A 20,949-nucleotide genomic window follows, 5' to 3' on the forward strand; every position below is an offset into this window, starting at 1 on the left:
GGGACATGCCAGCTATTTATATTCGATCTCGATGAAGGACATCGGCTCCGCGCCCGCATTGACGACATTATGCGCGACACCCGCCTCGCGCCGATAAGCGGCACCCTTGGCGACATCGACCCTGCGCTCGCCATCGGCCTCCTCAAGCAGAAACCGGCAATCCGTCATCGGCACGACGACATAGCCGAACCCATGCACATGGTGCCCCGTATCGGCGCCCGGCTCGAAATCCCAGCGGATGACGCGCACGACAGCGTCATCGATCAAAGTCGTCGGAACTGCCGGCGGGCGGGCGCGATATTGGCTCATATGATCTCCAGGAGGGCAGGGAAGCCTCAAGACCTAACATATCGGCCCGAATGCCGCACAGAAATATAGGCCCGCGCAAAACTTAGTGATTGTGACCGGAAGCGACCTTTGCTAATCAGGCGTCGATTTGGCAGCACAAGCGCTACCAAAATCCTCCGGTGGGGCGTCGCCAAGCGGTAAGGCAACGGTTTTTGGTACCGTCATCCCTGGTTCGAATCCAGGCGCCCCAGCCATTGTTTCAGTTATTGTTTCTTTGGTTCCTGTAAAGCCGATACCGGACCCTTGAGCCGAGCATTCTCTCAAAAGGCCTCGTCAAGCTCCGAAATCTCGCTGAAATCAATCTCTTCATCGGAGATCGCTGCAAGTTCTTCAAGGCTCAATTCTCTCGTATAGAGCCTCTTGATAGCTCAAACTTGCCTGCTCAATCTCAGACTATCCCCACAGTCTACACGACACTACCCCAAACAAGAACAGACGGCCCATCGGACCGCCTGCCAATTCTTTCCCCCAAGATCGCCTGCTTAGCTTTTCGCCTGTTCCGGCGGCGCCAGCAGTTCGGCGCAATAGGAGGAGCCTGTCGTGCCGGGCATGTCGCCGAGGATTTCGATCGAGCGGATGACATAGTCCGACGAGGTGGTGATGTCGGCCTTGCAGCTGAGATGGAGCCTACCGCCGGCGGAGCGGCCCTTCTTTGCGTCCTCGCCCGAAATCTTGACCGTCTTGTAGCCGCCGCGCCAGTTGTAGACGCGGCCACCGCCTGCGTCGTGGTCGGAGATCGGCGGGCCGTAACTGGCGAAGAAGCGTCCCGCCGACTGGCCGACCCAGCGGGCCGAGACCGGGTTGGACGATGCCATCGACGGCATCGGAATGGTGTTGCATCCAGCAAGGGCCAGCATCAGCCCTGCCGCAGAAATCGTGCGGAGTTTCATCGTATCGTCCTTGAGCTTTGTCGCGCATTCGACCGTTGGAAATGCCGCTGTCCCGCGCCGTTCCCGCTTGTCCCATCTCAGGCTTTAACCCCAAAGCTGGCAAAAGAAAATTGCCCTGAGCGGGCTTATGTGGAATTTGCCAAAGGTGTTGCGTTATATGCACTTTTCACGCGTCGTCGCAGCGCTTGCGTGTGGCGCCGTCCGGCACACGCAAGCGAGCGCTTTTGGCCAAGAAACAGGCGCCTTTTGGATTTTCGCGCTTGTGCAACGAAAACGGCTGGTCTATAGAGGCGCCGCTGGTCACGGAGTGTAGCGCAGTCTGGTAGCGCACCACGTTCGGGACGTGGGGGTCGAGTGTTCGAATCACTCCACTCCGACCAGTCTGAAGGCCCGGTTTCCCGGGCCTTTTCTCTTTCTGCTAATGTTCAGGAAATTTCCCACCGGGATTATCACCGGGAGAAACGCTTACAGTGCTCGCCTCGGACGCTGACACGGCGTTGACATCGCATAGCGAAGCGTCACAACCATTTGTTGCTTGACGATTTTGCTAGACGGAAAGAGGCAGCATGGCGGACGAAACAATCTGGACGACGAAAGAGATTATCCTAACGGTCCTGGGCACGGGCATCGTCTCGGGGTCGGCCTCATTCGTACTCGATTTTTTTCGAAGCCGCTCCGGACGGAAACGCAGCCGGACATATCTCTGCATGAGAATTACCGCAGCGCTCGAAGCCTACGCCATCAACTGCGCTGAATCGCTAGAGGCAGCCGAAGCGCACTACGGGCAGACAAAGATACCGGTGATCCTTTCCCTCCCGGACCCGCCCGTCTATCCGGAGGATGTCGATTGGCACTCCGTTGAGCCCGACATAGCGTATCGGATCATGAGTTTTCTGAACGAGCGCGAAGCCCAGGCGGCCGCTGCTCGGTACGTGGAGCATTTCGAAGGAAATCCGTTCGGCTCGGAGGAGGCTGTTAAGAGCACCGGTAAGAAGGCCTATGAATTGGCAAACGTGTTACGGTCGTTGGCCAACCTTCAGCCACCGGATTTCGGCCGGATGCTGCAGCCACTGTTTAAGTAGCCACAAATTCAAACCGGCTTCAACGCCAGTCCCTCGAAATCCTCGGATGACCAGAGGTATTCGTCTCGACCGTCGAATGTTGCTTTGTCGGATTTATAGCACAGCTCGCCGTCGACGCCGATCTCGCGCAGGGTCGTCAGGGTTTCTGAGACCGTCTCTTCGTCCGACGCAGCACAGTACACGCAGATGAGATCGTGGCCGAGTTGCCTGCGGAGTTCCCGGGTTGATTTCTTCACCGCTAGCAACCTGCCTTCGACCGCTGCGTCTTCCAAGGCTTCCCAAATCAGGCCGATGTCGGGAGCTTGGACCTGCGCCAGCCATTTGCCCGTCGACGTAGTGTCGTCGTCAGTGATTATCGAGCGGAAACTGGATTTTGAGAGAGTGGGATACCACAGCATGATATTCCTGAATGATAAAGATCGAGCCGACATTACGATTGCTCGTCGGCATGCTATATGCAACTCATTGCTTCAGCCTTGATTATTGCAGCTGGGGGATGCCTTGGAGAAAGACTTAGAGTTTGCACGAACGAATGCGATTTCCTTCGGTATCTCGAACGGCAAGAAGCTCCATTACTTTGAGCACTGGCACACCCTGCGGATTATCCTCGACGATTACGACCTGATCCGAGCTGTCGGCGGGTACGAGCAGGACTTCGGAAAGAATATTTTTGCGGACTTTCCTGGGGACGGCTGGCGCGAGCGGACCAAAGAGGGCTTCGAAGAATACAACAAGCTTCGGCTCGCTCAGATAAGACCGGCTCCGAACAGGACCGCCTACGGAATCACCGGCCTCGGCCAGATTGAACGCGACAGGATCGTCGGAGCGTACGTTCGTGATCCTGCTCGACCTCCGCCAGACCGCGATGATACGAGCTACGAGAAGAGCTTTAGGGACGTGATCGTAACGGTCACTGGCGTGACCGACGAAGACGATAATGCTGGGTCTATATTCCTTTTCACCGAAGACAGCGGCGATATCCGGCCGGGTGAAGACAATCTCCATCTGACGCTTTACCTGCCATCCGAGCGGCTCAAAGATTTGATCGCAGAAATCCGGTCTAGCAGAACTCGTCCCCAACTCCATGTCGCCGCTATCGTCGCTCTCTATCAGTCTGAGGTCGAAGCGTCGCTGCGGGACTGGCACCATCCCCAGACATTCTTGCTCCCGCAGCCGCACAGCAACGCACCGGCTCGATTGATGCAGATCAGGTTCGGGTTCGATAAGGCACAGTAGATACTCTTGATCTACCGGAACCAACGCCGATTCGCGAAAAGTTGATCGCGGATACGAGAACCCAGGTCGCGCAGCCGTCAGTGTCGACCACGAGCCTGAAAAGCATTAAGATCGCGCTTTGGATTATCGCTGCTGCTAGCGTGTTGAGGCTATTGATAAGATGATGATCACAAAACTCATCCGCGAGTCGATGCCCGCTATCAAGCAAATGGGTCGCGACGAGATTGCAGCACATGCTCAAGGCCTACCCGGCGTCTATATGATCGGCGAGGAGATCGTCTGGGAATATCCTGGCGGCGAAGTTTTCGGCGAGACCGAGCACCGTCAACGACAGGAGACGCGACATGTCAGCGACTGATGTCGAAGAATACACACTAGAAGAAGCGGCTGCAGTGCTCGATCTCGATGCCGTTCTGGTAAGGTTCCGCTTGCAGTCAGGAAGCCTACAGTCGTTGCGACGCAGTGATGTTGAGGCTATGAAGCCAGTCCTCGAAGAACAAGCCCGGTTGATGATCGAGATCAACGATGATTTCGATGAGTATCACAAGATCGTCAACGACGGCCTTCGTATAAAATGGATGCCGATGGGCCCCGGATTCCGTGTTCGCGATCTAGACAGATACGAAGCTTTTCTCGACAGCAGCGACGCCGAGCAGGCCGAATTTCTGAAGACAGTCGATGAAGACGAAGTCGAGTTCTGGCTCGAACTTCTGACGGCTCGGGCGATGTACGTGCATCCGGATGATAAACGCGACGGCAGTATCACTGAGGCCAAGGTAGCTCGTCACCCCGAGCGATACGATTGGCCGTCGGATGAGTGACGGGAAATACGACGTCGATTTCTACGGCTGGACACAGGAGCAGGCAGCGCTTCTGCGGGCGCTTCCGCGTGAAACCGGTCTCGACATCGAGAACATTGCAGAAGAGATCGAGGCGGCCGGAAGGGAGTCCATCAACCAGCTTTCCGAAGTTCTCATGCGGACCCTCGACAGCCTCATTCAGATCACCGCCGTTATTCCACACGGGGTCGGCGACAAATCCGCCGCGACCAGCGCCCAAATCGAAGCCATCATTTTGAAAGGGCAGAGCGTCGAACGGCATGTTGACTTGTCGAAAATCTGGAGGCTTGCCCTTCGGAACGCGACGCACACCCTCAAGGAAGACGGCTTCGATGTTCCGGAGTTGCCCGATGCGTGCCCACTGTCCTTGGATCAGCTCTTACGCGATGATTTCGATCCGCGCGAAGCCGTGAAGATAATCGCAGCAGCGATGGCAGCCCGATGACAGTCGCGGACGAGGTCAGAGCCATCACCGCACGTCACGGGATCGAGCCGAGTACCGAGTATCCTGAATGGGTCGGCCGACAGTTCCAACGTTTGTCCGGCTTCGAAGGCGACGAAACATTGTGCGTCATCGCTGATCTTAAACGCGAAGGCATCATCGACGGGAAGCAGGCAACGGACCTCACGCTTCAGCATGTCCGAGAGACCGCTGATGACGCTGCCTGAATTCCTGATCTGGGAAACCCGGCAGCCGGACCGCTTCGAATTCGTCGGCGATCAACCGCTCCTTCTCGAACCATCAACACAAGCTCGCTCATTATTAATTGGCGATATTGTCGCTATCCTGCGTCCAGCCGTACGAGGCACCGGCATGCGCATTCTGCCTGGCATCCGCGTCGTAGTCGGCCGCGAAGTCAGATATCCAGCAGTTGTCGTCGACGCCGGACCATACCTCCCGGAGGCAACAGAGCCATCGCGGCCGGTGATGATCGTCGACGTCGACCGCCAGCGTGACTGGTCAGCCCTACCAGACGTCCGATATCTTTCGATGGAAATCGGGGACGATGTGGGACAAGTGTCGACATTGCTTCGGATGAGAACGAAATAGGAACATTCCCGAGGAGCATGTTCTTGAGGCAGCGCAAAGGCATTGATCTAGTCCGCGACAACAGCGGCTATACCGTCGGAGACGGCAGTGCGCGTGGCCCCGGTTCGTCGGAGCATACATACAGAGTGGAAGTCTGGTCAGAACCGCCGGAAGCTGGCGGCATCCTGCTGGAGACGATCAGCCGGGCTACCGAATTCTCAGTTTCCACTGCAGCATATAAAGCGGCCGTTCGTGCTCGGCCTGGCAAGACGCTAGTCCATCTCAACGGCCATCACCGCATGTCCGCAGAGTTGGCCCCGGACCCACCCATCCCTCTTCTCCAAGGCCGATCAGGCGGGATCGGCCTCAACACGCGAACAGGTAACACTCGACAGCCTTGAGCAATGGTTCGTGCTCGGCGCTAGGTGTTCTGCATGTCAACACAAGGGCTGGCTTGACCGCCATGAACTGAAGCGACGGTACGGCAAGGGAACGTACTTGATATCGCTGGTGCCACGCCTTCATTGCAAAGCCTGCGGCAACAATCGTGGCAACACGCTCCGGCTTGGAAAGATGCCGCGATAAATGATAGGTTATAATTTTTCCAAGTTCCGATATCTCATAAGTTCTCGCAAACCGAAGTATTAGGCGTTTCAAATGTTACTAATCGGGGGCAAAATCGGAAAATTGCCCCCGATTAGTAACATTTTACTGCCACCGTCCACATTTTTTACTTTATTTTCGTGATGATCGTTGAGTCTATAGATTCTTTTAATATTTTGTTTACGTTTGTTGCTCCAATCTATGGACGTTGAATTCAAAAGGAAGCCGGTCATGTCAATGTACACCTCGAAAAACCCCGCTGGTGTTGTCGCCATGGAGACCGGTGCGATCTTTGCGATTTTGGCTGCGGGGGCTGTTAACGCGGGCATGCAGACCCGGGAGGCAATGCGTCAGGCTCGCGAGGCTTCGAATTCTTATCAGCTCCGTTCGCAGTTGGATGCTGCGATCCGTTACAGCGAGCGGTTGATGGACGTTGCCGTGGCTCAGACGACCGAGATTGAGCAGCTGAAAGCCGAGAACGCTCGCCTCCGCACCGCTTCCGCGACCTACCTGGCCGCTGCCCGTAGCGCGTCAAAGAAGGCTGCTTAACGGTGGATATCGACGACGCGCTCGACCTTTGGATGGAAAGCAAGCTGTCCGTCAAAGGAGTTTTGATGGCGACCGGTTTTCGGCGGCTGACGGACATCTATCAGGAAGTGGTGTGGGACCAGCAAGACGCGGAAAACGCTCGGGAGTTAGAGATGGAAAACCCAGAAGCCGAGCGACACGCTCAGGAGCAGAAAGAACTGGAAGCAGAAGCTTGGTACAAGTTCGAATTCCTCCTTGAGGAGTCGCCCTGGTATTTGGAAGCGTGCGTGCGTGCGCTCCGCCGCGAACGGGCTGACGCGTTCGGTTTCGGCCGCCACCAGAGGGTAGCGGCCGGATCGGCGGTTAATTGATAGCGTAGTTCGTCGATGCGGGCGCGAGTGTGCCCGCTCTGAACGCTGTGATACGAGCCGCAAGCGCGGTTTCAGTAACGGGGTCCCGCTGGTTGACTGACAAGATTGCAGTGAGAGCGTTTGGCTCCCCAGCCAGTGCAGCCGCGACTCGGCGATCTGACGTTTCCGAGACAGCCTTTAGCTGTGCATCATTCAGATCGAGGAGCCACCCTACCTGATCCTCAGACAGCAGTGTCAGGTCAGCCGACAGGCGATCCACTTCGCACATTCCTGCAAAAATCTTGACCTGCATTTCCGGCGAGCGTTTGAAAATATTGTCGACCGTCTTCGCCTTTCCGACCTCAAGGTCGCGGGCTTCGGTCAATTTCTCTGGGTCGGGTAAGGCGGCTTCGATGTCCTGGACCGGAGCAGCCGGGGGGGCTCCCCCTATTGCCAGTCTGGCTAGCAGCCAGTCGAGAAAGCCAGTCGCGGTGTTAATTGCAGCCATCGTCAGATTGATGAGCGCGTTGATGATTGCTTGTAGAAATCTAAACATGTTTGAATCTCCCTATTATTTCTTTATTGAGACAATCATCGTGCGTATTTGCGGCGCTTGAAACAAATCGGCCGACAGTCCCACAGATTTGCAAAGCCTATTCTGTTGACGCAGCCAGTATTCGTCAGTGTTTGACGCGCAAGCAACTGATATTCCCCCACAAATTACTTGCGGCTGACACGTTTCGATCAAACCCTTGTTGATGAGGACGTTGTTGTCCTCCAACAAGGTGAGACATCTATGAAGATGAAGATCGATGAAATGCCGTATCGGCTGCGAGAATTCCTGCCGGTCTTCGGTCCGACATTCAAAGCCAAGCTTGCCGAGCGGATCGAGGGCCTCGCTGAATTCTTGGGCAAGCAACCGAGAACAATCGAAGCCTACCTGTCATATCGCGAGGATCGCGCGATCTCCGCTGAAGACTACTGGCGCGTCGCGGTCGAATGGGTCAAGCGGAAGGCGCGGTCGAAGATGGAGCCGGGCTTCATCGTCTACGGCATCGACGACGAGTCGATGTTCGAAACGCAGTGGTACTGGCAAGCGCGGTTCCTTTCCGACGTTGAAGGCAGTCAGATCGCGATGCGTCGGCTACCGGCCGCTCACCGGATGGACGAGCGAATGGAGCGTCGCTCGCGTCTTCGCCATCTCGTCCGCGATAACATCGTCAGCAAGCAGCAAATTTGCGAGGTCTTCGCCTTCGACGAACATTGCCTCGTCGACTACCAACTCGAAGGCGTGGACTGGCTGTCGACGCCGGACGAGTTGAGGCTGCGGGTGCTCGAAGGGTTTGTCGCGGAACAAATCGGAGAAGCACCATGATCGAAAAGGAGTTCATCCACTTCATCGCCCGCAACGGCCACCTGATCGAGAACCGCTTTCGCAGTTCCATGCCGTGGCCGAGGGCCTGCCGCATGTATGCTTTGGCGTCGGACCCGATTGCAGTCGAGCGCTGCCGGTCCTTCGCGATCTCGAATTCCGGAGTCATCCCCGAATATCGGGAAATTTTTACTGAAATCGGTATAGCCCGGAGTGCAGAGCTGACAGCATCAGCGGCGGAGCTGGTTCCAAAGAAGGTGGCCATACAGGTCAGGAGGACGCCATCGATGATGCCTCGCCGCCCGAAAGCTTGAATGCCGGAAAGTCTGCTTTATGTCTGTGCGACCCCGGTCATCTCGGGGTTATCTGCGAATTCCATCGGCGGATTATCGGCGGCGGATGTGTGGGCAATTCTGTTTACGAGATGATGTGCGGGTAACGCTTTGAAAAATAACAAAACATCGTGCTTGTGTGGGATTAAATCTCACAACATCGTTCCTTGTCAGCAGCGAAATGACTGACGGGAACACAACAAACAAAGGGTAAGAAAAAATGCTTTATGAAATCCTAGCTAATAGCACATCGATGGGAATCTACGAGGCAGCTGACAAAACAGCCGCACTCGAAGCCCTAGCTCGTGATGCTGGCTATCGTAATCTAGAAGAAATTCGTCGCCTCGATAACAGCAATGTTCCAGCGATGGACGTGTTCCTGGCTCAGTACCAGGTGAGAGAAATCACGATCCAAAACATCCGCACGGAAACATGGGAAGGAGACGCTGATCAACTCGCAGTCTATTTCACGCTCAATCTCGACGATGAAAAAATCGAGACGCTTGAATGGATTGACAGTGACGGGGACCTTGAAACGGTCGACAGCCATGTAGAGTCCGCTCACGGCTTCAGCAGCTATGTCAATAACTTCATCCGCGACAGTCTAAACGACTACATCGAAAGGAACCGTGCGAAGATCGAGGAATTGCAGGACGCATAGCACCTGTATCGACACCAAAAGGCCCCGAGGACAGGTTCACCGGGGCCTTTAATTTTGTCTGTCGCCCAGCTTCTTGACCGTCGACAGTATCATCAGGCAATCCTCGACTGATTACCGCCAGTCCGGCTGATCCTCAACCGGTCCTTTCGTTATTGCCGATTAAGTCGAACGACGACATCGGAACTCCCGTCGATGCAACTTTCAAGAGATAGGGGGTGAAACGGGCAGAATCGATACGTGTCGGCTCTCGGGCGTGTGCCCCCTCATCGGGGCGTTCTTTTTGCTCGTAAAAAAGTTCGTTGCAAAGGCATCTGGGCCAAGGTTGCGAATACTATACCAAGTCGTAAGAGCGAAGAGCTCGTTTGGGAATGTCGCGTGATTACTCGTTTTTCGCGTCGGTAATTGAAGTTAAATCTCGTTAACTTCAAAAGTGACCGATGGCCTGATTCGTTGCCTGGCGTCCGATAACATTCATTATCGGACACTAGGCACTAGCAGACACGACGCCGGTCGATCAGCGGTTCACATTTCAGCTAGAGAACGGAAAATCAAAAGTCAGCCAACGCAGAACTTAAAGCATTTGCTCGGACAAGAGAGCCAGATATTGCGACCTCTGTCTCAAAACCGTAGATTTAAGAAACGGTCGAACGTCGTAATAGCGACCGCCTGCGAAACCAAGGCTATCGATGAATGCAAGTTCAGCGCTGAGCGAACTCCGACGGTTTGCGATTTCTCTTCGCCAGTCATCCAGAGTCAATTCCCCACCAGCAGTATCTGAAGCAATAGCTTCGTCTATTTTGCCTTCCATCGAACTAATAAGAGCAGCTAGGACTTCCTCCTCGCTGACAGGAAATCCATCTTCACCTAGTTTGTTTGGAAAATTCGAAGGAGCAACCTTGGTCACCACATCTTCGATAGTCCTCATCATACCTAGCAGTCTCTCACCTCCGCTCAGCGCGGCCTCAAAGCTGTCAAAATCCCGCACATTCGGATGACCAATCGTCTGAATCCCGATCTCGTGAACGAGGTCGTTTCGGCCTAAATAAAGCTCTTCAAGAACTTGGCCTAGCGCGGCATCATCTTTCTTATCATCTAGAATCTGGGAAAGGGTGCCGTCTTGAGCGCCGATAGTGCTGAAGACTCGGGAGATGGCGGCAATGTAGCTGTCTCTGGAACTGATGCTGTTGGAGCCAGCTAGGAGATGAGGGATCGTCAGTCCTTCAGAAACCATTGATACGAGCTTCTCATTCGAGATCGCCTGCTTGAGATCGTCGTTTTTTATAGTCTTGGGATCGTAGCAAAACATGTCATATAACCGCGACTTCGCGTGCCATTCTAAGCAGGTCACAAATCCGACCTTGTAATAAGCGGTGAACTCGAAAAAGCTCGGAGAAATGCGGGTATCCAGCAAAGGCTGCAAGACAGGTCCGACTTCTCGAATATCCTCAAGTAGTCTTTCCAAACGCTGATCGCCGAGAAAGCGGTAAATGTAGACTGCTCACGTACGAGATAGCGCTTCGCAAATTCAATTTGGGCTGACGATGGTTTTGACAAAACTGGCTCCAAAAAATGACGCGTGGGTTGAAATGAGAATTGAGCGCTTTTGACGGGGAGTTTGGTCGACTAACTGCCGAAGCCGTAATAGCCCAACAGCGCCTTTTCTAGGAGAGCGCCCCCAGCCTGCATGCTTACGTTCCATGCGCCAGATGCCGCTTTGCTTAACATCCCGCCGACCCACTTCCCAACCTTCGGGCCGAATTTTTTCTCACTGCTAATCTTCGGCTCTTCATTCAAAGCGACCGCGAGTTCGTCGAGGTCGTCATTGGTCACGCCGAACTGGGTCAATTGGTGACGAAGGTCTTGGAGATCACCATTGTTGACTGTGATGTTGACGGTAGAATTGTGAGCCGCCCCAATCACTCCCGCATTACCATGAACTGTCGTATTGAAAATCTGTGTCACAACTTTCTCCACTGAGGCTTGTTTCGAACTTACGGCGTCAATTTCGCCCGCATCAGGATACTGCTTCTTCAGCGCCAGCACGAAATCTAAGACTCGATTTCTGACAGCATCGACAATCCCTAATACCTCCGAAACTGGAAGTTCTCCCCAAAAAGCGTGGATAGCGTAGCTTCGCTCAGTTACTTTACCAGGCAAGAAATGCGCGTAGTTCATCATGTCGACCGACAATGATTCGGCCTTTTTAATTTCGTCTACATCAATGCTTCCGATAGCTTGCCGGTATTTCAACATGTTAATATCATTATTTCCAGTCGCCACCATAACTGCTGCGGAGGCCACAGGAGCATTCGTGATCTGATATGCCATGTTCCCTCCTGTGACCTTGAAGTTCATCTTGATGCGCCGATACTCGGGAACTTCTGCTTGACGGGGATAACCGTTCATCTCGAAACGAACCCACTCTTCGAGCACGTGGCTGTCAAGATTCGAGGCAAGCACCAGCAGTTTTCTAAGAAGGGTCGCAACGGGAACCTTGTCTGAAATAGCGTCGTTTTGAATATCTACGAGAAGACCCATAATTTGCTGCGCCTTTGCACTATCGCTGCTGTTGACCTTCCGCTTGAATAATCCGACACGGTCTGGCCCTCCATCTCACGGTGCGAGATCAGATGGTTCGCGCTGGAATGTCAACATTGCCGTCAGCTGGTAATGATTGATCGGCCTTATCGGTCATCAAAATCGGGAGTTTGATCGAGTGCGGCCAGGTCAGAATAATCCTTCAATTCGCCTCTTGCTTGCTTCGAGGCGATAAAGTGCGCCTTCGACAGCACCGGCACCGTTTCCCCCTCACAACATACAAGCAAGGCCTCGTCGATTGCTTGGCTTGTTTCAAGCCCGGCCGCAGAAGTTAAGACGTCAATAGCGTAGAGACGCATCTGAAGTGCCGGTCTGGCGATCCGTTCGACGTTAGCAGCAAGAGTGGGGAATCTGTCTTGCAAAGCCGCGACGAACAGCGCCGCGTTGTGTGCTGATGGTTCCAGCAGGACATCAAGGTCATCACGGGGCCGCTCGACGCCGTGATACTGCGCCGCCGCCCCGCCGATCACAACGAACCGAACGCCGCCCTTTACGAGGAATGTTAGAATCTCATTTTCCACCGCATCATAAAAAGGTTCACTTCGTCTATCCCTCGCCTTTGTCAGACTCAAGACTTTCTAGCTCGCCAATGAATGCAAACATCAAGTCCGTTATACGATTATAGGCATATTCAAACGTTCCGAGCGAACCCAGTAAAGCATTTGCAATCATATCCCGCGAGCCGCCGGTATCACGCAGGCCGCGACCGAAATAAGTGATGAAGTTTTCTTTGTCGATCTTGGAATACAGCCCCGCTACTCCCGACCAGTTGGGGTGCGCGAACTCGCTCAACCTGTCGTAACTTGCCATGACGCCCGGCATCTTTTTGTCGATGCTCCTTAGCAGATCGTTGACGTGGACGGGCTTGGGCGATTCCGGCCATAGCCGTGAACCTGCCAGCATTTGCATCAGTAATTCGTTTAGTCTCTCGGGATCGTATTTGCTGCGGTTCTCTAGTAACTCCATGAGGCTCCAGGTCATTGCCGCATTTTCGGTAACGGCGCGTGTCATGATCGCAGCAGCGGCGAAATCATCACGTTCCAAAGCCTCGCAAGCGTTGCGGGCGAGTTCCTCAGTTCGCCAAATCACTGCTTCTCTTGTGGTGAGCAATTGATACGGGGCTTTAGACTTCACCCCAAGGGCTGCGACATCAATAGACCGGGGCAAGTTCTCCCGTATCAAATCCACCCGTGCCCGCGCCTCAGCCACGAGATTAGATTCATCTGTCATGAATTATCCCTTCCCCTGGCGGCGAATTGAGGCCCTTGGGCACCTATTCAGGCTGTTCGTTCGAATCCTTTTCCCACTCGTCTGGTTTATCAAACATGTGGGCAGAGATGACGCACTTCTTCCGTTCTACCTTCGTCTTTGGCAGATCAAATCCGGGCGCTAGCTTGCAGTTGATATAAGGTGCGCGGAAATCATATGAGTCATGAGCCGCAACCTGATTGCGGTAGTGCCACATGGCCCTCATGACGGCAGCAGCCCGAGAATCCGACAGGTTCAAATTGAGCGAGACGCCATCTGTTAACGTCGAGTCCAAGTCTTTTTCCCCGTAACGCTCGTTCATAGCCTGAAGAGTCAAGATGAAGCCCTCGACGAAGTGCTTGCAGAACGATGGGTCTTTTATCGTTGTGCCAGCGCAATAGGTTGTCGGGCCATCATTAGCATACGCGCTCGCCGGAGTTGGAGCACTCGTAGCTGAGAACGGAAACGACGGAAACGACGGAAAGAAAGGCGACAGGCCGACAGACTCGCATTCAATTCTCCATTGCGGGCGATTGCGAAGACCAGTTTGCCCCTACCTCAGGGCTCTAGCGTAGTTTCCGAGAAACTCATATGGCCACCGGCTGCTCAATCGAGATTGTAATTTTCGGTTTGCCTCGGCTTGCCGACATCGAGGCCATCCATCTCGCACCTATAGACCGCCGCATACTGCCGGACCTTGAAGCCGTCTCGGGCTCCTTCAACTGCAAAGGTGATCGAGGTGCTCGGATAGGTCTTTTGAGTGATCAGGTTCAAATTCCAGTCGATTTGATCGAAGCTATAGTCATCAAGCGCTGCGCTAGGAAATCCGAGAGGAGTTCTCATCGCGGCTCCAATGCCAGCAAATTCCCGGAGCTTAGTCGGGGCATAATGCGGGAAGCTGAGACCGAACGGGCTTTTTCCAAGCAAGTCGGAAATCTGATTCTGACAAGAGACAACGGCTTTCCGGAGTGTGTCGCGATCCGCGTTCCGGACTAAGACCGCCTTCTCTTCAGCAATCTGCACTAGCCTCAAATGCTCATCATGCTCACTTGCGGCTCGCTGCTCTTGCCTATGCTTCTCATCAACAACCTGCTGTGCCAAAGCTCCTTCGTGGGCTTTGTAGAGGCCGAAGCCGACTACAGCGAGGCCGATCAAGCATAGGATCACCCCAACTGGGCCAGGGCCGGGTCGCTTTGGAACATTAGGACTTTGGGGATCGTCTTGAATTGCTTTGGATTTTGAGGAGGTCACTGACTGCTCGCTACTGTATGCGTTGACCCGTCCTATCCGTTGTTCGATATAGACGGTCAAGTACTCCGCCAAGCTCGATACAGGACGATCAGTAGTGAAGAGCGGAATCGAGATAATTTACTGATCCTGCCAGATCGAGCGCCGTCAATGCGGCCAGGGGCCGGTGATTATTATGAGGTAAGCGCTAGCAAATCGAGAAGGCTTGATGCAACCTCCTCGCAATTGCCCTCAATTCAAGGACCACCCGCCGTGATCAGCATCGATAGCATTCAGTCCAAGGCCTCTAAAATGCTTGTCGCAGGCTGGTTTGCAGGCCTCATCTATTACGGCTGGAGGGCCAAGGACACGCCCGCAGCTCTTCCCATGTGGGAATACGCTGTGGTTGCTATCGTCGGCATGTTCGTTGTTTCGATCATCATCGGCTTGATTCTTACAGCCCTTGCGGCCGGTGTAACCCGCGTTGCCACTGGACGGGCCGAAGGAAGCCCGCACGCGTATGCATGGGCGGCTTTCGCCGCTCCGGTCCTCGCATGGTTCACTGCCGGTTACGTGATAGCGCTGCTAGGCTGACGGGGCGGTGGTGAATTCCTTAGAAGAAAGCGCATTCGAGGGCTTCACGCCTGGGTATTTCGATAACTTCCTAGATGATCGGGACTACCTCTACACGCTCGTTCACACCATCGACTGGCAGTCGCAATTACTTGCTGTTCGATTGATGATTTCCAGAAATCGTCGGGAGGGCGAAGCCTTTTCGAAGGCTATCGAAGATGATGCGGCCGAGGTCAGGGCTTACGATGGGCCTCATCACAATCATTGGGTAGATCAGCATGTGGATATGCTCCACGAGTCCGTTTATCACGACGCGGCCGAGAGCATGGCTGCAATCGGAATGATTGCCCCGCTGGTCGAAAGCACGCTCGGCCAGTCTCTCGCCGCGCTTGGCGGCATGTATGATCGAAAGAACATTCATCCCGGCGATCACAAACGCTGGAAGCGAGCAGAGGGCCATGAATCTCGTTGGAATTGCCAATTCTATTTCGACAGCAAGAAGCAAGCGAAGAACAACATCATTTCAGGGCTGGCTCAACTTGCTGCAGCGTGCGGCCTCGACAGGTTCCTGTCGCAGGATTTTATGACTTGGTTCGAAGCGATGTTCACCTACCGAAATTTCATGTTCCACGGAGGATTCGAATGGACCATTGAACGGCGGACGATTTTTGAAAAGGAGATTGAGAAGAAGGGGTGGGAACTATTTTTCACCTGCTCGACGACAAATGGGCGTCCCTGGGTTTATTACATAAGAGATGAGGCCATCGACGCTTTGCCGACCATGGTCGAAAACATGCTCGACAGCCTTGGACTATTCGCAAAATCATTGCCGGTTGGGCTGACATCAAAGCTCTGATCAAAAGAAGTCTCACTCCTCCGCGATGACACCGTGGGGCACCGAGGCGCTGGTGCAGGTGAAGGAACTGAGATGGTGAAAATTGTAGGTAGTGTGGATGAGAATTGGCCGATATGTCGCCATATGTCGTCCATTTCACGAAGGCTGAGGGAAAGCGGAAAGCATACGACAACTCCCTTTCCATCCTGTCTGGTCGGAGGATCGAGGCCCGAAGTCGGTTTGGCACAGGGACGAAGTATGCGGCTGCACCCCTATCGATCTGCTTTAGCGAAATACCGCTGCACAACTTAGCTAGGCTGGCGGACAAGCGGGGTTGTTATGGAATAGGGTTTCGGAAAGAATTCATTGTTGAGCGCGACGGAGGTCCTATTATGTATGCCTACAAGGACACGCCGCGTGCAAAGGCGCTTCTAACAATGGCTTCAAATGCAAAAGCCGACCAGAACGATCCGATCTGGAAAATAGCGCCGTTTGTTGATCAGCCTGGCCAGTATGGGAAGAAGCCCTATTTTTATGAGTGGGAAAGGGAGTGGCGGCACGTCGGCAAGCTCGATTTCAAAGAGACCGACGCAGCGTTCCTTATTATCCCAGAAAACCTGCATTCCCAGGCTCGCGGCTTTTTCAACGACGCCGAAGCCGAAAATCTGGGGCCAAACTACAGATGCCCCTTCATCGATCCCTATTGGGATGCTGCAAAGGTTAAAGCCGCGTTCGATGAAGCTCAGACGTGACGGACGAATGGAGATATGATCCGCTGTCGATGATGACACCCGGGTTCGGCTGAACGGGTCCATCGACGCGGCTGGCCTGCTTCAACTCGGCCTGCATGTTCCTGTGAAGACGAGTTTCGGAGCGAATTTCACCGTCAACTCTTTGAAAGACCCTCGATAAGCTGCTGTCATCTCGCCGTCCTTTGTGTCTTGAAACCGAAACAAAGTCATGGGCTCGTCGGAGATTCGGCGCAGATACCCGGCATAGAACAACATGCTCGATTGATGGCTTTCGGCGTGGAGGTCGCCCTCGCTATTGCCGCCGTTCAACCAAATGATCCATGGCCGGTATTCTTGTATCACAGCGAACACCGTTTCAGCCCCACCAGCTATCGCGCCAGAGGCTTCGTCCCATTTGCCGTCGCAGATCAACGTCGTTTTCGAAGAGGCTTGATAGATCACAAGGTAGAGGCCGACGCCAACCAGCATGACGCCGAGCACCGCCAACGTCGCAATGACTTTCAGGAATGCTTTCATATCTAATACTGTCCTTGCGACGTTGGCGCACTCGATGGTCGTAGGTGATGAAGATGAAGCCGGGTCCATCTTTCATGGTCCAATCACCCGATCAGTAAATTCTCTCGATTCCGCTCTTCCTTACTGATCCGACCAGATCGCGAGCTTACTTCCGTGGCAACTTCCGGATTTGTGGGGCAGAATATACTTTTTCGCCATTCGGATATTCCGTTGTAATCATGCCGTCAGGCGTCATCGAGTAAACCACCGGCACACCGGCAGCAAACGCCTTCCGACGCTCTTCCTTGCCCATGTTCGCCAGCTTTTCGCGGGCATTCGCAATCGGCTTCGTAATCAACGCCATGGGGGCCTCCTGTCCTATACCCCTTCATCGTCCGAACCGCTTTTGGTGCATGCCTTTAGGAAAAGCTGGCCGAAGTGAGTTGGCCGAATGGAAAACAGCCTCAGACCGTCGACTGGGTCCTTTATCTCACGCAGTTCGTCAACAATTCTATTCGCATACTCAATCAAGCCCAGATGCTGCAGATGCTCCAGGTAAACAGGAAACATCTCAGGCTGATTCAGTTTTTCGTAGCCGAACATCAACTCCCGAACCTTCGCGAAGAGCGGCGTAGGAAATTCTAGCTCAACAAGCCGCTGCTCCCGTTGCGCAGGGTCGGGATAAACTGTTTCTCCTGACGGGGCCATGATGATGGACTCGTAGCGAGTCGCCACATCGTTGAGGAAGAGAAGCTCGTCCGGAGCAAGCTGCGTTATCACAGTGAAAAAAGCCGGGTGCGCTTCTCCTACCCGGTGGCCGTCCATGGCCCGGGAGAGAAGGTTGACGTAGAGGTCCGTGATCGGGTCTTCCTCGTTCTGAAACCGGAGCTTCTCGACTATAGGAAGCGCGACGGATTCGACAGGAGGTATCCTCTGCGGCTCTGGCACCTGTCGGATGGCCTTCGCAATATACGCTGCAAGACGGTCCTGCCAGGCAGCAGTGAGCTGAAAGGGCGCGAGCAGCAACCTGATCGTTTTGACAACATCCGCGCCGAACTTGTCGACCTCTTGGAACGTTTTCGGAGCGACCTTGCCCGCAACTTCCACTGCGGCAACGGCCGTATTCGGATCGATGCTCATTTCTGTCTCTGTTGTTTGGGCTTCAAGGAATGCCCCCAGCGTTGATGGAAGCCTCGTCACCTGTAGCGATAGATAAGAGCAAATCGCCAGTCGGGACAAGCGTCCGCAAAAGAAAGAGCGCCACGCGGGCGCTCTCGATGGTCATAGGCGATGAGAGACTCGGAGCCGCTTCCAGAGATGCAACGCATCAAGCTTTGTGCCTATCTGCTGACGCCGATTTAAGTTGCTGGCGTTCAACGCGGAGCCCACCCCGCTTTTGCGAGCGCTGCACGCAAATTCCTGTATTGCGTAGACCATCCGCCATGCATCTTCTTCATCTTCCGAAAATGGGCGCACCCGGTCGATGAAGGAGCGTTTGCAGAACTGAGCCAAAGCCTCGGCCTGCGTGTCATCGAGTTCGATGGCGATCTTATTCATTACAATCCCCTTGGTGCAGAGCTTCCATGAAGTCGTCCATAGTGATCGTGTCATCACTGGAGTTGTCGAGCTTCGCACCAAGGGTCTCCCAAAACTCTTCTGGTTGACCTTTCGCCAACTGCGCCAATCGGGCAGTTCTCCGACGAGCGAGGAGTTCCGCAAAATCCGCTTCGATCTCAACCATTGGAAACTATGCCATCGGAAAATACGAACGTAAGGCGGCCCTCTTTACGCAATTCTTCGAGAATGCGTTCCTCTTCGGCCTTTTCCTTCGCGAACCATTTCGCGTACTTGGACTTTGGCCGATGGTGGATAACTGCCTCTTTCTGGACCTCATCCAGCATTTCCCATGCCTGACGGTCAGAGAATTCGCTATTGGTCAGGCACTTCCCGAAGATCAACCCTACCGCAACCCGGACGGTTGTTGATCCTTTGATGCATTCGGGTGGTGTGCCGGTCGCGATTTCCTCGACCTTTCGCGCAATCTGGTCAAACATTGAAGTTCCTTTCTAATTTTGAGCAAAGCTCCGCCGACCTGCGGCACGGCAGCTTTTGCGATTGGAGATTATAAGGTGAGAACGAAGGGCGCGATTTAGCGCCCTCCGAAAGCCTGCGAATGCAGGGAGGGGATCGTCATGGACGATGAAAGACGATAATGTTTCAATCCACGAGCCGTTTGGACCGGCGCGACGTCCGCCTATTCGGCGGGGGGACACCCGGCGAACCGGGTGCTATTCAACCGCAAAATATATTTTCACAGTTTTCGACTCCCGGAAGACCGGGAGCTATTCGAGCCACCTATACGGCGGTCAAGCAATTCGCGGCAACGAAATGTCGCAAATCATTTTCAGAGCCGCTTATTCAGCGGTTTATCGGGAATCCCCGACCCCGAAGGGCCGGGTAATCCTCTTTCCGTCCATTAGCCGCCATGCAGGTAATGAGCGGTTCCCGGTCTTGTGCCACACAACGCCGACCGGGCTTCGTTGTGCGCTTGCAGGACAAACATGGCGTCAGTTTTTAAGTATTGCAAGCGCTTTCTCAGAAGTAATTTTGCCGAAAAACCTTTTGAAAACAAGAAATGTCAACACTTGTTGCTCGTTTTGCACAAGTGTTGACATCTCTATTTGCTGAAACTCAAGAAAAACAACTCTTTACCTTTTCGGCCATATGCATTCGCATACATTAACCATGAAACCATCCATTTCAGATGGGATAAAAAGAGAACAAAAGAAATGCTCATTGGCGCTGGCCTAGTCCCGAGCAGGGCAGGTGCGGGGCCTTGCCCCTTCTTCTGTCCTGCTACGTGCGCAAGTTGGTTGATGGAGAAGCGCGTCCCCCTCGACATCATTGCAAGTTACCTATCGACGACGGAAGAGGTGATCAAGGCGGTTTATGGCCACTTCTCTCCTGACTTCCATGCGGAAGTTAACGACGCGCAGAAGACTGATCGAGACAAGAGGGCGGCTGCAGCGCAGAAGAAGAAGGCGAGCGCGGCTCAAGCTGCCAGATCAGAAGACGACCGGTTACTCGATTCGGCCCTTCCAGGCTATCTGACTAACTGAAGCTAAGCCATCAAATGTGTATGTCGAGTTAAGCTCGCGCAATGAGCGCATTTTAGCTTGCGCAACTCTGATAAGTTACTCATGTAGTTGCATTGACGCTATCCAAGAGCGGGTAATCTCATCGATGTCGAAGCTAAAGGCCATCATCTCTCGGTTGACTAAATCCCGGGCTATCGACGTACCGGGTTTCGAATCCGTCGCTGGCAAACAGGAACACCGCTCGCCTCCTGAAGGTTTGGACGCCGACGGACTGCTCTCCTCTTTTCGAAGACCAGGCCTGTTGCGTTATCGGCTCTACCCACCGACTGACGCTCCCACTGTCAGGAGTAGGATTGGCGGCATTCCAAATTTACCTGGTAACATCAAATGTGCGTCTTGCGGTCCGTTCATCTGGATGTTGCGTTCCCGCATGCTTGTTGCCGCCGTGACCGGTCTGATTGCCTTTCTTCCGGCGACCGCGAACGCAAGGTGCCCGCTTGATGACGCGGTTCAACTGTGCCTGGCTAGCGGTGATAGTCCGCAGGATATGATCGCGGCTGCGCGTACGAAAGGTTGGAGCGCTGAAGAGGGAGGTACTACGCGGATTGACGATGCCAAACCGCACCCTGGGATAATCGTGTTTAAGCGACCCAACGGTTTCAAGTTCAATCTGTTCTACAGACAGTTCCAGGGTCTTTTATCTGCGAACTGCGTTTTGGAGTTTCCAGGCGCGATGGCAGTGGACACCGACTCTCCACCACTGCAGTGCGTAGGCGAGGACTACGACGGTTTCGAACGATCAATAAGAGACCTGAACCTTGGCGAGGTCAAAAGGCTCAATAAACCCAGTCG

At 54.0% G+C, this 20,949-nt stretch carries 33 protein-coding genes and 2 tRNA genes; 19 read left to right on the forward strand and 16 right to left on the reverse strand.

Annotation, left to right across the window (positions count from 1 at the left end; all coding sequences use genetic code 11):
• Positions 1–12: 12 nt before the first annotated feature.
• Complete coding sequence (locus AB4Z52_RS29370; RefSeq protein WP_442221410.1) at positions 13–309, reverse strand: cupin domain-containing protein; 297 nt, start codon at positions 307–309, stop codon at positions 13–15.
• A 159-nt stretch (positions 310–468) separates the two neighbouring features.
• Here AB4Z52_RS29370 and AB4Z52_RS29375 point away from each other — a divergent pair.
• Positions 469–542, forward strand: a tRNA-Gln gene (locus tag AB4Z52_RS29375).
• Between the two features lie 288 nt (positions 543–830).
• On the opposite strand, the gene AB4Z52_RS29380 is transcribed toward AB4Z52_RS29375, so the two are convergent.
• Positions 831–1,238 carry a hypothetical protein gene (locus AB4Z52_RS29380; RefSeq protein WP_442221411.1) on the reverse strand — a complete coding sequence of 136 codons (408 nt, stop codon included), beginning with the start codon at positions 1,236–1,238 and terminating at the stop codon, positions 831–833.
• Positions 1,239–1,541: 303 nt separating this feature from the next.
• Here AB4Z52_RS29380 and AB4Z52_RS29385 point away from each other — a divergent pair.
• Together AB4Z52_RS29385 and AB4Z52_RS29390 are read left to right on the forward strand one after the other, a co-directional pair.
• Positions 1,542–1,618 (forward strand) — tRNA-Pro (locus tag AB4Z52_RS29385).
• Between the two features lie 186 nt (positions 1,619–1,804).
• Complete coding sequence (locus AB4Z52_RS29390; RefSeq protein ID WP_442221412.1) at positions 1,805–2,320, forward strand: hypothetical protein; 516 nt, start codon at positions 1,805–1,807, stop codon at positions 2,318–2,320.
• Between the two features lie 8 nt (positions 2,321–2,328).
• On the opposite strand, the gene AB4Z52_RS29395 is transcribed toward AB4Z52_RS29390, so the two are convergent.
• On the reverse strand, positions 2,329–2,718 hold the full coding sequence (locus tag AB4Z52_RS29395; protein WP_442221413.1) for a putative phosphothreonine lyase domain-containing protein: 390 nt from the start codon (positions 2,716–2,718) through the stop codon (positions 2,329–2,331).
• Between the two features lie 85 nt (positions 2,719–2,803).
• Here AB4Z52_RS29395 and AB4Z52_RS29400 point away from each other — a divergent pair, with 85 nt between their 5' ends.
• The 8 genes from AB4Z52_RS29400 to AB4Z52_RS29435 all read left to right on the forward strand — a co-directional run bounded on the left by AB4Z52_RS29400 (position 2,804) and on the right by AB4Z52_RS29435 (position 6,927).
• Entirely contained in the window at positions 2,804–3,556 is a 753-nt protein-coding gene (locus AB4Z52_RS29400) for a hypothetical protein (RefSeq protein ID WP_442221414.1), read from the forward strand.
• Positions 3,557–3,716: 160 nt separating this feature from the next.
• The gene (locus AB4Z52_RS29405) at positions 3,717–3,914 is read left to right on the forward strand and encodes a hypothetical protein (RefSeq protein WP_442221415.1); all 198 of its coding nucleotides are present in this window, start codon (positions 3,717–3,719) and stop codon (positions 3,912–3,914) included.
• A complete protein-coding gene (locus tag AB4Z52_RS29410) occupies positions 3,901–4,377 on the forward strand; it encodes a hypothetical protein (protein WP_442221416.1) in 477 nt (158 codons plus the stop codon). Before AB4Z52_RS29405 ends, AB4Z52_RS29410 begins: the two co-directional genes overlap by 14 nt.
• Positions 4,370–4,840, forward strand: coding sequence for a DUF29 family protein (locus tag AB4Z52_RS29415; protein ID WP_442221417.1), 471 nt, complete (start codon positions 4,370–4,372; stop codon positions 4,838–4,840). The genes AB4Z52_RS29410 and AB4Z52_RS29415 overlap by 8 nt, the downstream gene beginning before the upstream one ends.
• Positions 4,837–5,064, forward strand: coding sequence for a hypothetical protein (locus tag AB4Z52_RS29420; RefSeq protein WP_442221418.1), 228 nt, complete (start codon positions 4,837–4,839; stop codon positions 5,062–5,064). The genes AB4Z52_RS29415 and AB4Z52_RS29420 overlap by 4 nt, the downstream gene beginning before the upstream one ends.
• Positions 5,051–5,446: a hypothetical protein gene (locus AB4Z52_RS29425; protein ID WP_442221419.1), complete on the forward strand. Its 396-nt coding sequence runs from the start codon at positions 5,051–5,053 to the stop codon at positions 5,444–5,446. Before AB4Z52_RS29420 ends, AB4Z52_RS29425 begins: the two co-directional genes overlap by 14 nt.
• Positions 5,447–6,259: 813 nt before the next feature.
• A complete protein-coding gene (locus AB4Z52_RS29430; RefSeq protein WP_442221420.1) occupies positions 6,260–6,577 on the forward strand; it encodes a hypothetical protein in 318 nt (105 codons plus the stop codon).
• 2 nt (positions 6,578–6,579) lie between these two features.
• Positions 6,580–6,927 carry a hypothetical protein gene (locus AB4Z52_RS29435; protein ID WP_442221421.1) on the forward strand — a complete coding sequence of 116 codons (348 nt, stop codon included), beginning with the start codon at positions 6,580–6,582 and terminating at the stop codon, positions 6,925–6,927.
• On the opposite strand, the gene AB4Z52_RS29440 is transcribed toward AB4Z52_RS29435, so the two are convergent.
• Entirely contained in the window at positions 6,920–7,462 is a 543-nt protein-coding gene (locus tag AB4Z52_RS29440) for a hypothetical protein (protein ID WP_442221422.1), read from the reverse strand. The two genes, AB4Z52_RS29435 and AB4Z52_RS29440, sit on opposite strands and share 8 nt — an antisense overlap.
• Before the next feature lie 240 nt (positions 7,463–7,702).
• On the opposite strand from AB4Z52_RS29440, the gene AB4Z52_RS29445 reads away from it, so the two are divergent.
• From AB4Z52_RS29445 to AB4Z52_RS29455, 3 genes are all read left to right on the forward strand, one after another.
• A complete protein-coding gene (locus AB4Z52_RS29445) occupies positions 7,703–8,281 on the forward strand; it encodes a hypothetical protein (RefSeq protein ID WP_442221423.1) in 579 nt (192 codons plus the stop codon).
• Entirely contained in the window at positions 8,278–8,592 is a 315-nt protein-coding gene (locus AB4Z52_RS29450; protein WP_442221424.1) for a hypothetical protein, read from the forward strand. Before AB4Z52_RS29445 ends, AB4Z52_RS29450 begins: the two co-directional genes overlap by 4 nt.
• Before the next feature lie 238 nt (positions 8,593–8,830).
• A complete protein-coding gene (locus AB4Z52_RS29455) occupies positions 8,831–9,271 on the forward strand; it encodes a hypothetical protein (RefSeq protein ID WP_442221425.1) in 441 nt (146 codons plus the stop codon).
• Positions 9,272–9,842: 571 nt separating this feature from the next.
• Here the strand turns inward: AB4Z52_RS29455 and AB4Z52_RS29460 are convergent.
• From AB4Z52_RS29460 to AB4Z52_RS29485, 6 genes are all read right to left on the reverse strand, one after another.
• Entirely contained in the window at positions 9,843–10,733 is an 891-nt protein-coding gene (locus AB4Z52_RS29460) for a hypothetical protein (protein ID WP_442221426.1), read from the reverse strand.
• 161 nt (positions 10,734–10,894) lie between these two features.
• Complete coding sequence (locus tag AB4Z52_RS29465) at positions 10,895–11,809, reverse strand: AbiTii domain-containing protein (protein WP_442221427.1); 915 nt, start codon at positions 11,807–11,809, stop codon at positions 10,895–10,897.
• 146 nt (positions 11,810–11,955) lie between these two features.
• The gene (locus AB4Z52_RS29470; protein ID WP_442221428.1) at positions 11,956–12,441 is read right to left on the reverse strand and encodes a hypothetical protein; all 486 of its coding nucleotides are present in this window, start codon (positions 12,439–12,441) and stop codon (positions 11,956–11,958) included.
• On the reverse strand, positions 12,416–13,099 hold the full coding sequence (locus tag AB4Z52_RS29475; protein WP_442221429.1) for a hypothetical protein: 684 nt from the start codon (positions 13,097–13,099) through the stop codon (positions 12,416–12,418). The genes AB4Z52_RS29470 and AB4Z52_RS29475 overlap by 26 nt, the downstream gene beginning before the upstream one ends.
• A 43-nt stretch (positions 13,100–13,142) precedes the next feature.
• Positions 13,143–13,454, reverse strand: a complete 312-nt coding sequence (locus AB4Z52_RS29480; protein WP_442221430.1) for a hypothetical protein — start codon at positions 13,452–13,454, stop codon at positions 13,143–13,145.
• A gap of 269 nt (positions 13,455–13,723) precedes the next feature.
• Positions 13,724–14,428, reverse strand: coding sequence for a hypothetical protein (locus tag AB4Z52_RS29485; protein ID WP_442221431.1), 705 nt, complete (start codon positions 14,426–14,428; stop codon positions 13,724–13,726).
• 189 nt (positions 14,429–14,617) lie between these two features.
• Between AB4Z52_RS29485 and AB4Z52_RS29490 the strand changes: the two genes are divergently transcribed.
• The 3 genes from AB4Z52_RS29490 to AB4Z52_RS29500 all read left to right on the forward strand — a co-directional run bounded on the left by AB4Z52_RS29490 (position 14,618) and on the right by AB4Z52_RS29500 (position 16,504).
• On the forward strand, positions 14,618–14,938 hold the full coding sequence (locus tag AB4Z52_RS29490; protein WP_442221432.1) for a hypothetical protein: 321 nt from the start codon (positions 14,618–14,620) through the stop codon (positions 14,936–14,938).
• 10 nt (positions 14,939–14,948) lie between these two features.
• Positions 14,949–15,773, forward strand: coding sequence for a hypothetical protein (locus tag AB4Z52_RS29495; RefSeq protein ID WP_442221433.1), 825 nt, complete (start codon positions 14,949–14,951; stop codon positions 15,771–15,773).
• 113 nt (positions 15,774–15,886) lie between these two features.
• Positions 15,887–16,504, forward strand: a complete 618-nt coding sequence (locus AB4Z52_RS29500) for an abortive infection system antitoxin AbiGi family protein (protein ID WP_442221444.1) — start codon at positions 15,887–15,889, stop codon at positions 16,502–16,504.
• A gap of 81 nt (positions 16,505–16,585) precedes the next feature.
• Here AB4Z52_RS29500 and AB4Z52_RS29505 read toward each other — a convergent pair whose 3' ends face one another.
• From AB4Z52_RS29505 to AB4Z52_RS29530, 6 genes are all read right to left on the reverse strand, one after another.
• Positions 16,586–17,089 (reverse strand): hypothetical protein, encoded by a 504-nt coding sequence (locus AB4Z52_RS29505; protein WP_442221434.1) that lies wholly within the window; start codon positions 17,087–17,089, stop codon positions 16,586–16,588.
• A gap of 76 nt (positions 17,090–17,165) precedes the next feature.
• On the reverse strand, positions 17,166–17,363 hold the full coding sequence (locus AB4Z52_RS29510; protein WP_442221435.1) for a hypothetical protein: 198 nt from the start codon (positions 17,361–17,363) through the stop codon (positions 17,166–17,168).
• A 14-nt stretch (positions 17,364–17,377) separates the two neighbouring features.
• A complete protein-coding gene (locus AB4Z52_RS29515) occupies positions 17,378–18,139 on the reverse strand; it encodes an Abi-alpha family protein (protein WP_442221436.1) in 762 nt (253 codons plus the stop codon).
• Positions 18,140–18,280: 141 nt separating this feature from the next.
• The gene (locus AB4Z52_RS29520; protein WP_442221437.1) at positions 18,281–18,556 is read right to left on the reverse strand and encodes a DUF7706 family protein; all 276 of its coding nucleotides are present in this window, start codon (positions 18,554–18,556) and stop codon (positions 18,281–18,283) included.
• Positions 18,549–18,740, reverse strand: coding sequence for a hypothetical protein (locus AB4Z52_RS29525; RefSeq protein ID WP_442221438.1), 192 nt, complete (start codon positions 18,738–18,740; stop codon positions 18,549–18,551). The genes AB4Z52_RS29520 and AB4Z52_RS29525 overlap by 8 nt, the downstream gene beginning before the upstream one ends.
• Positions 18,733–19,053, reverse strand: a complete 321-nt coding sequence (locus tag AB4Z52_RS29530) for a hypothetical protein (RefSeq protein WP_442221439.1) — start codon at positions 19,051–19,053, stop codon at positions 18,733–18,735. Before AB4Z52_RS29530 ends, AB4Z52_RS29525 begins: the two co-directional genes overlap by 8 nt.
• A gap of 822 nt (positions 19,054–19,875) precedes the next feature.
• Between AB4Z52_RS29530 and AB4Z52_RS29535 the strand changes: the two genes are divergently transcribed.
• Together AB4Z52_RS29535 and AB4Z52_RS29540 are read left to right on the forward strand one after the other, a co-directional pair.
• Positions 19,876–20,118 carry a hypothetical protein gene (locus AB4Z52_RS29535; RefSeq protein WP_442221440.1) on the forward strand — a complete coding sequence of 81 codons (243 nt, stop codon included), beginning with the start codon at positions 19,876–19,878 and terminating at the stop codon, positions 20,116–20,118.
• A 124-nt stretch (positions 20,119–20,242) separates the two neighbouring features.
• Positions 20,243–20,949, forward strand: a 707-nt coding sequence (locus tag AB4Z52_RS29540) for a hypothetical protein (RefSeq protein WP_442221441.1), incomplete at its 3' end; no start/stop codon positions are given.

The sequence above is a fragment of the Rhizobium sp. 2YAF20 genome (assembly GCF_052114685.1).
GTDB lineage: Bacteria > Pseudomonadota > Alphaproteobacteria > Rhizobiales > Rhizobiaceae > Rhizobium.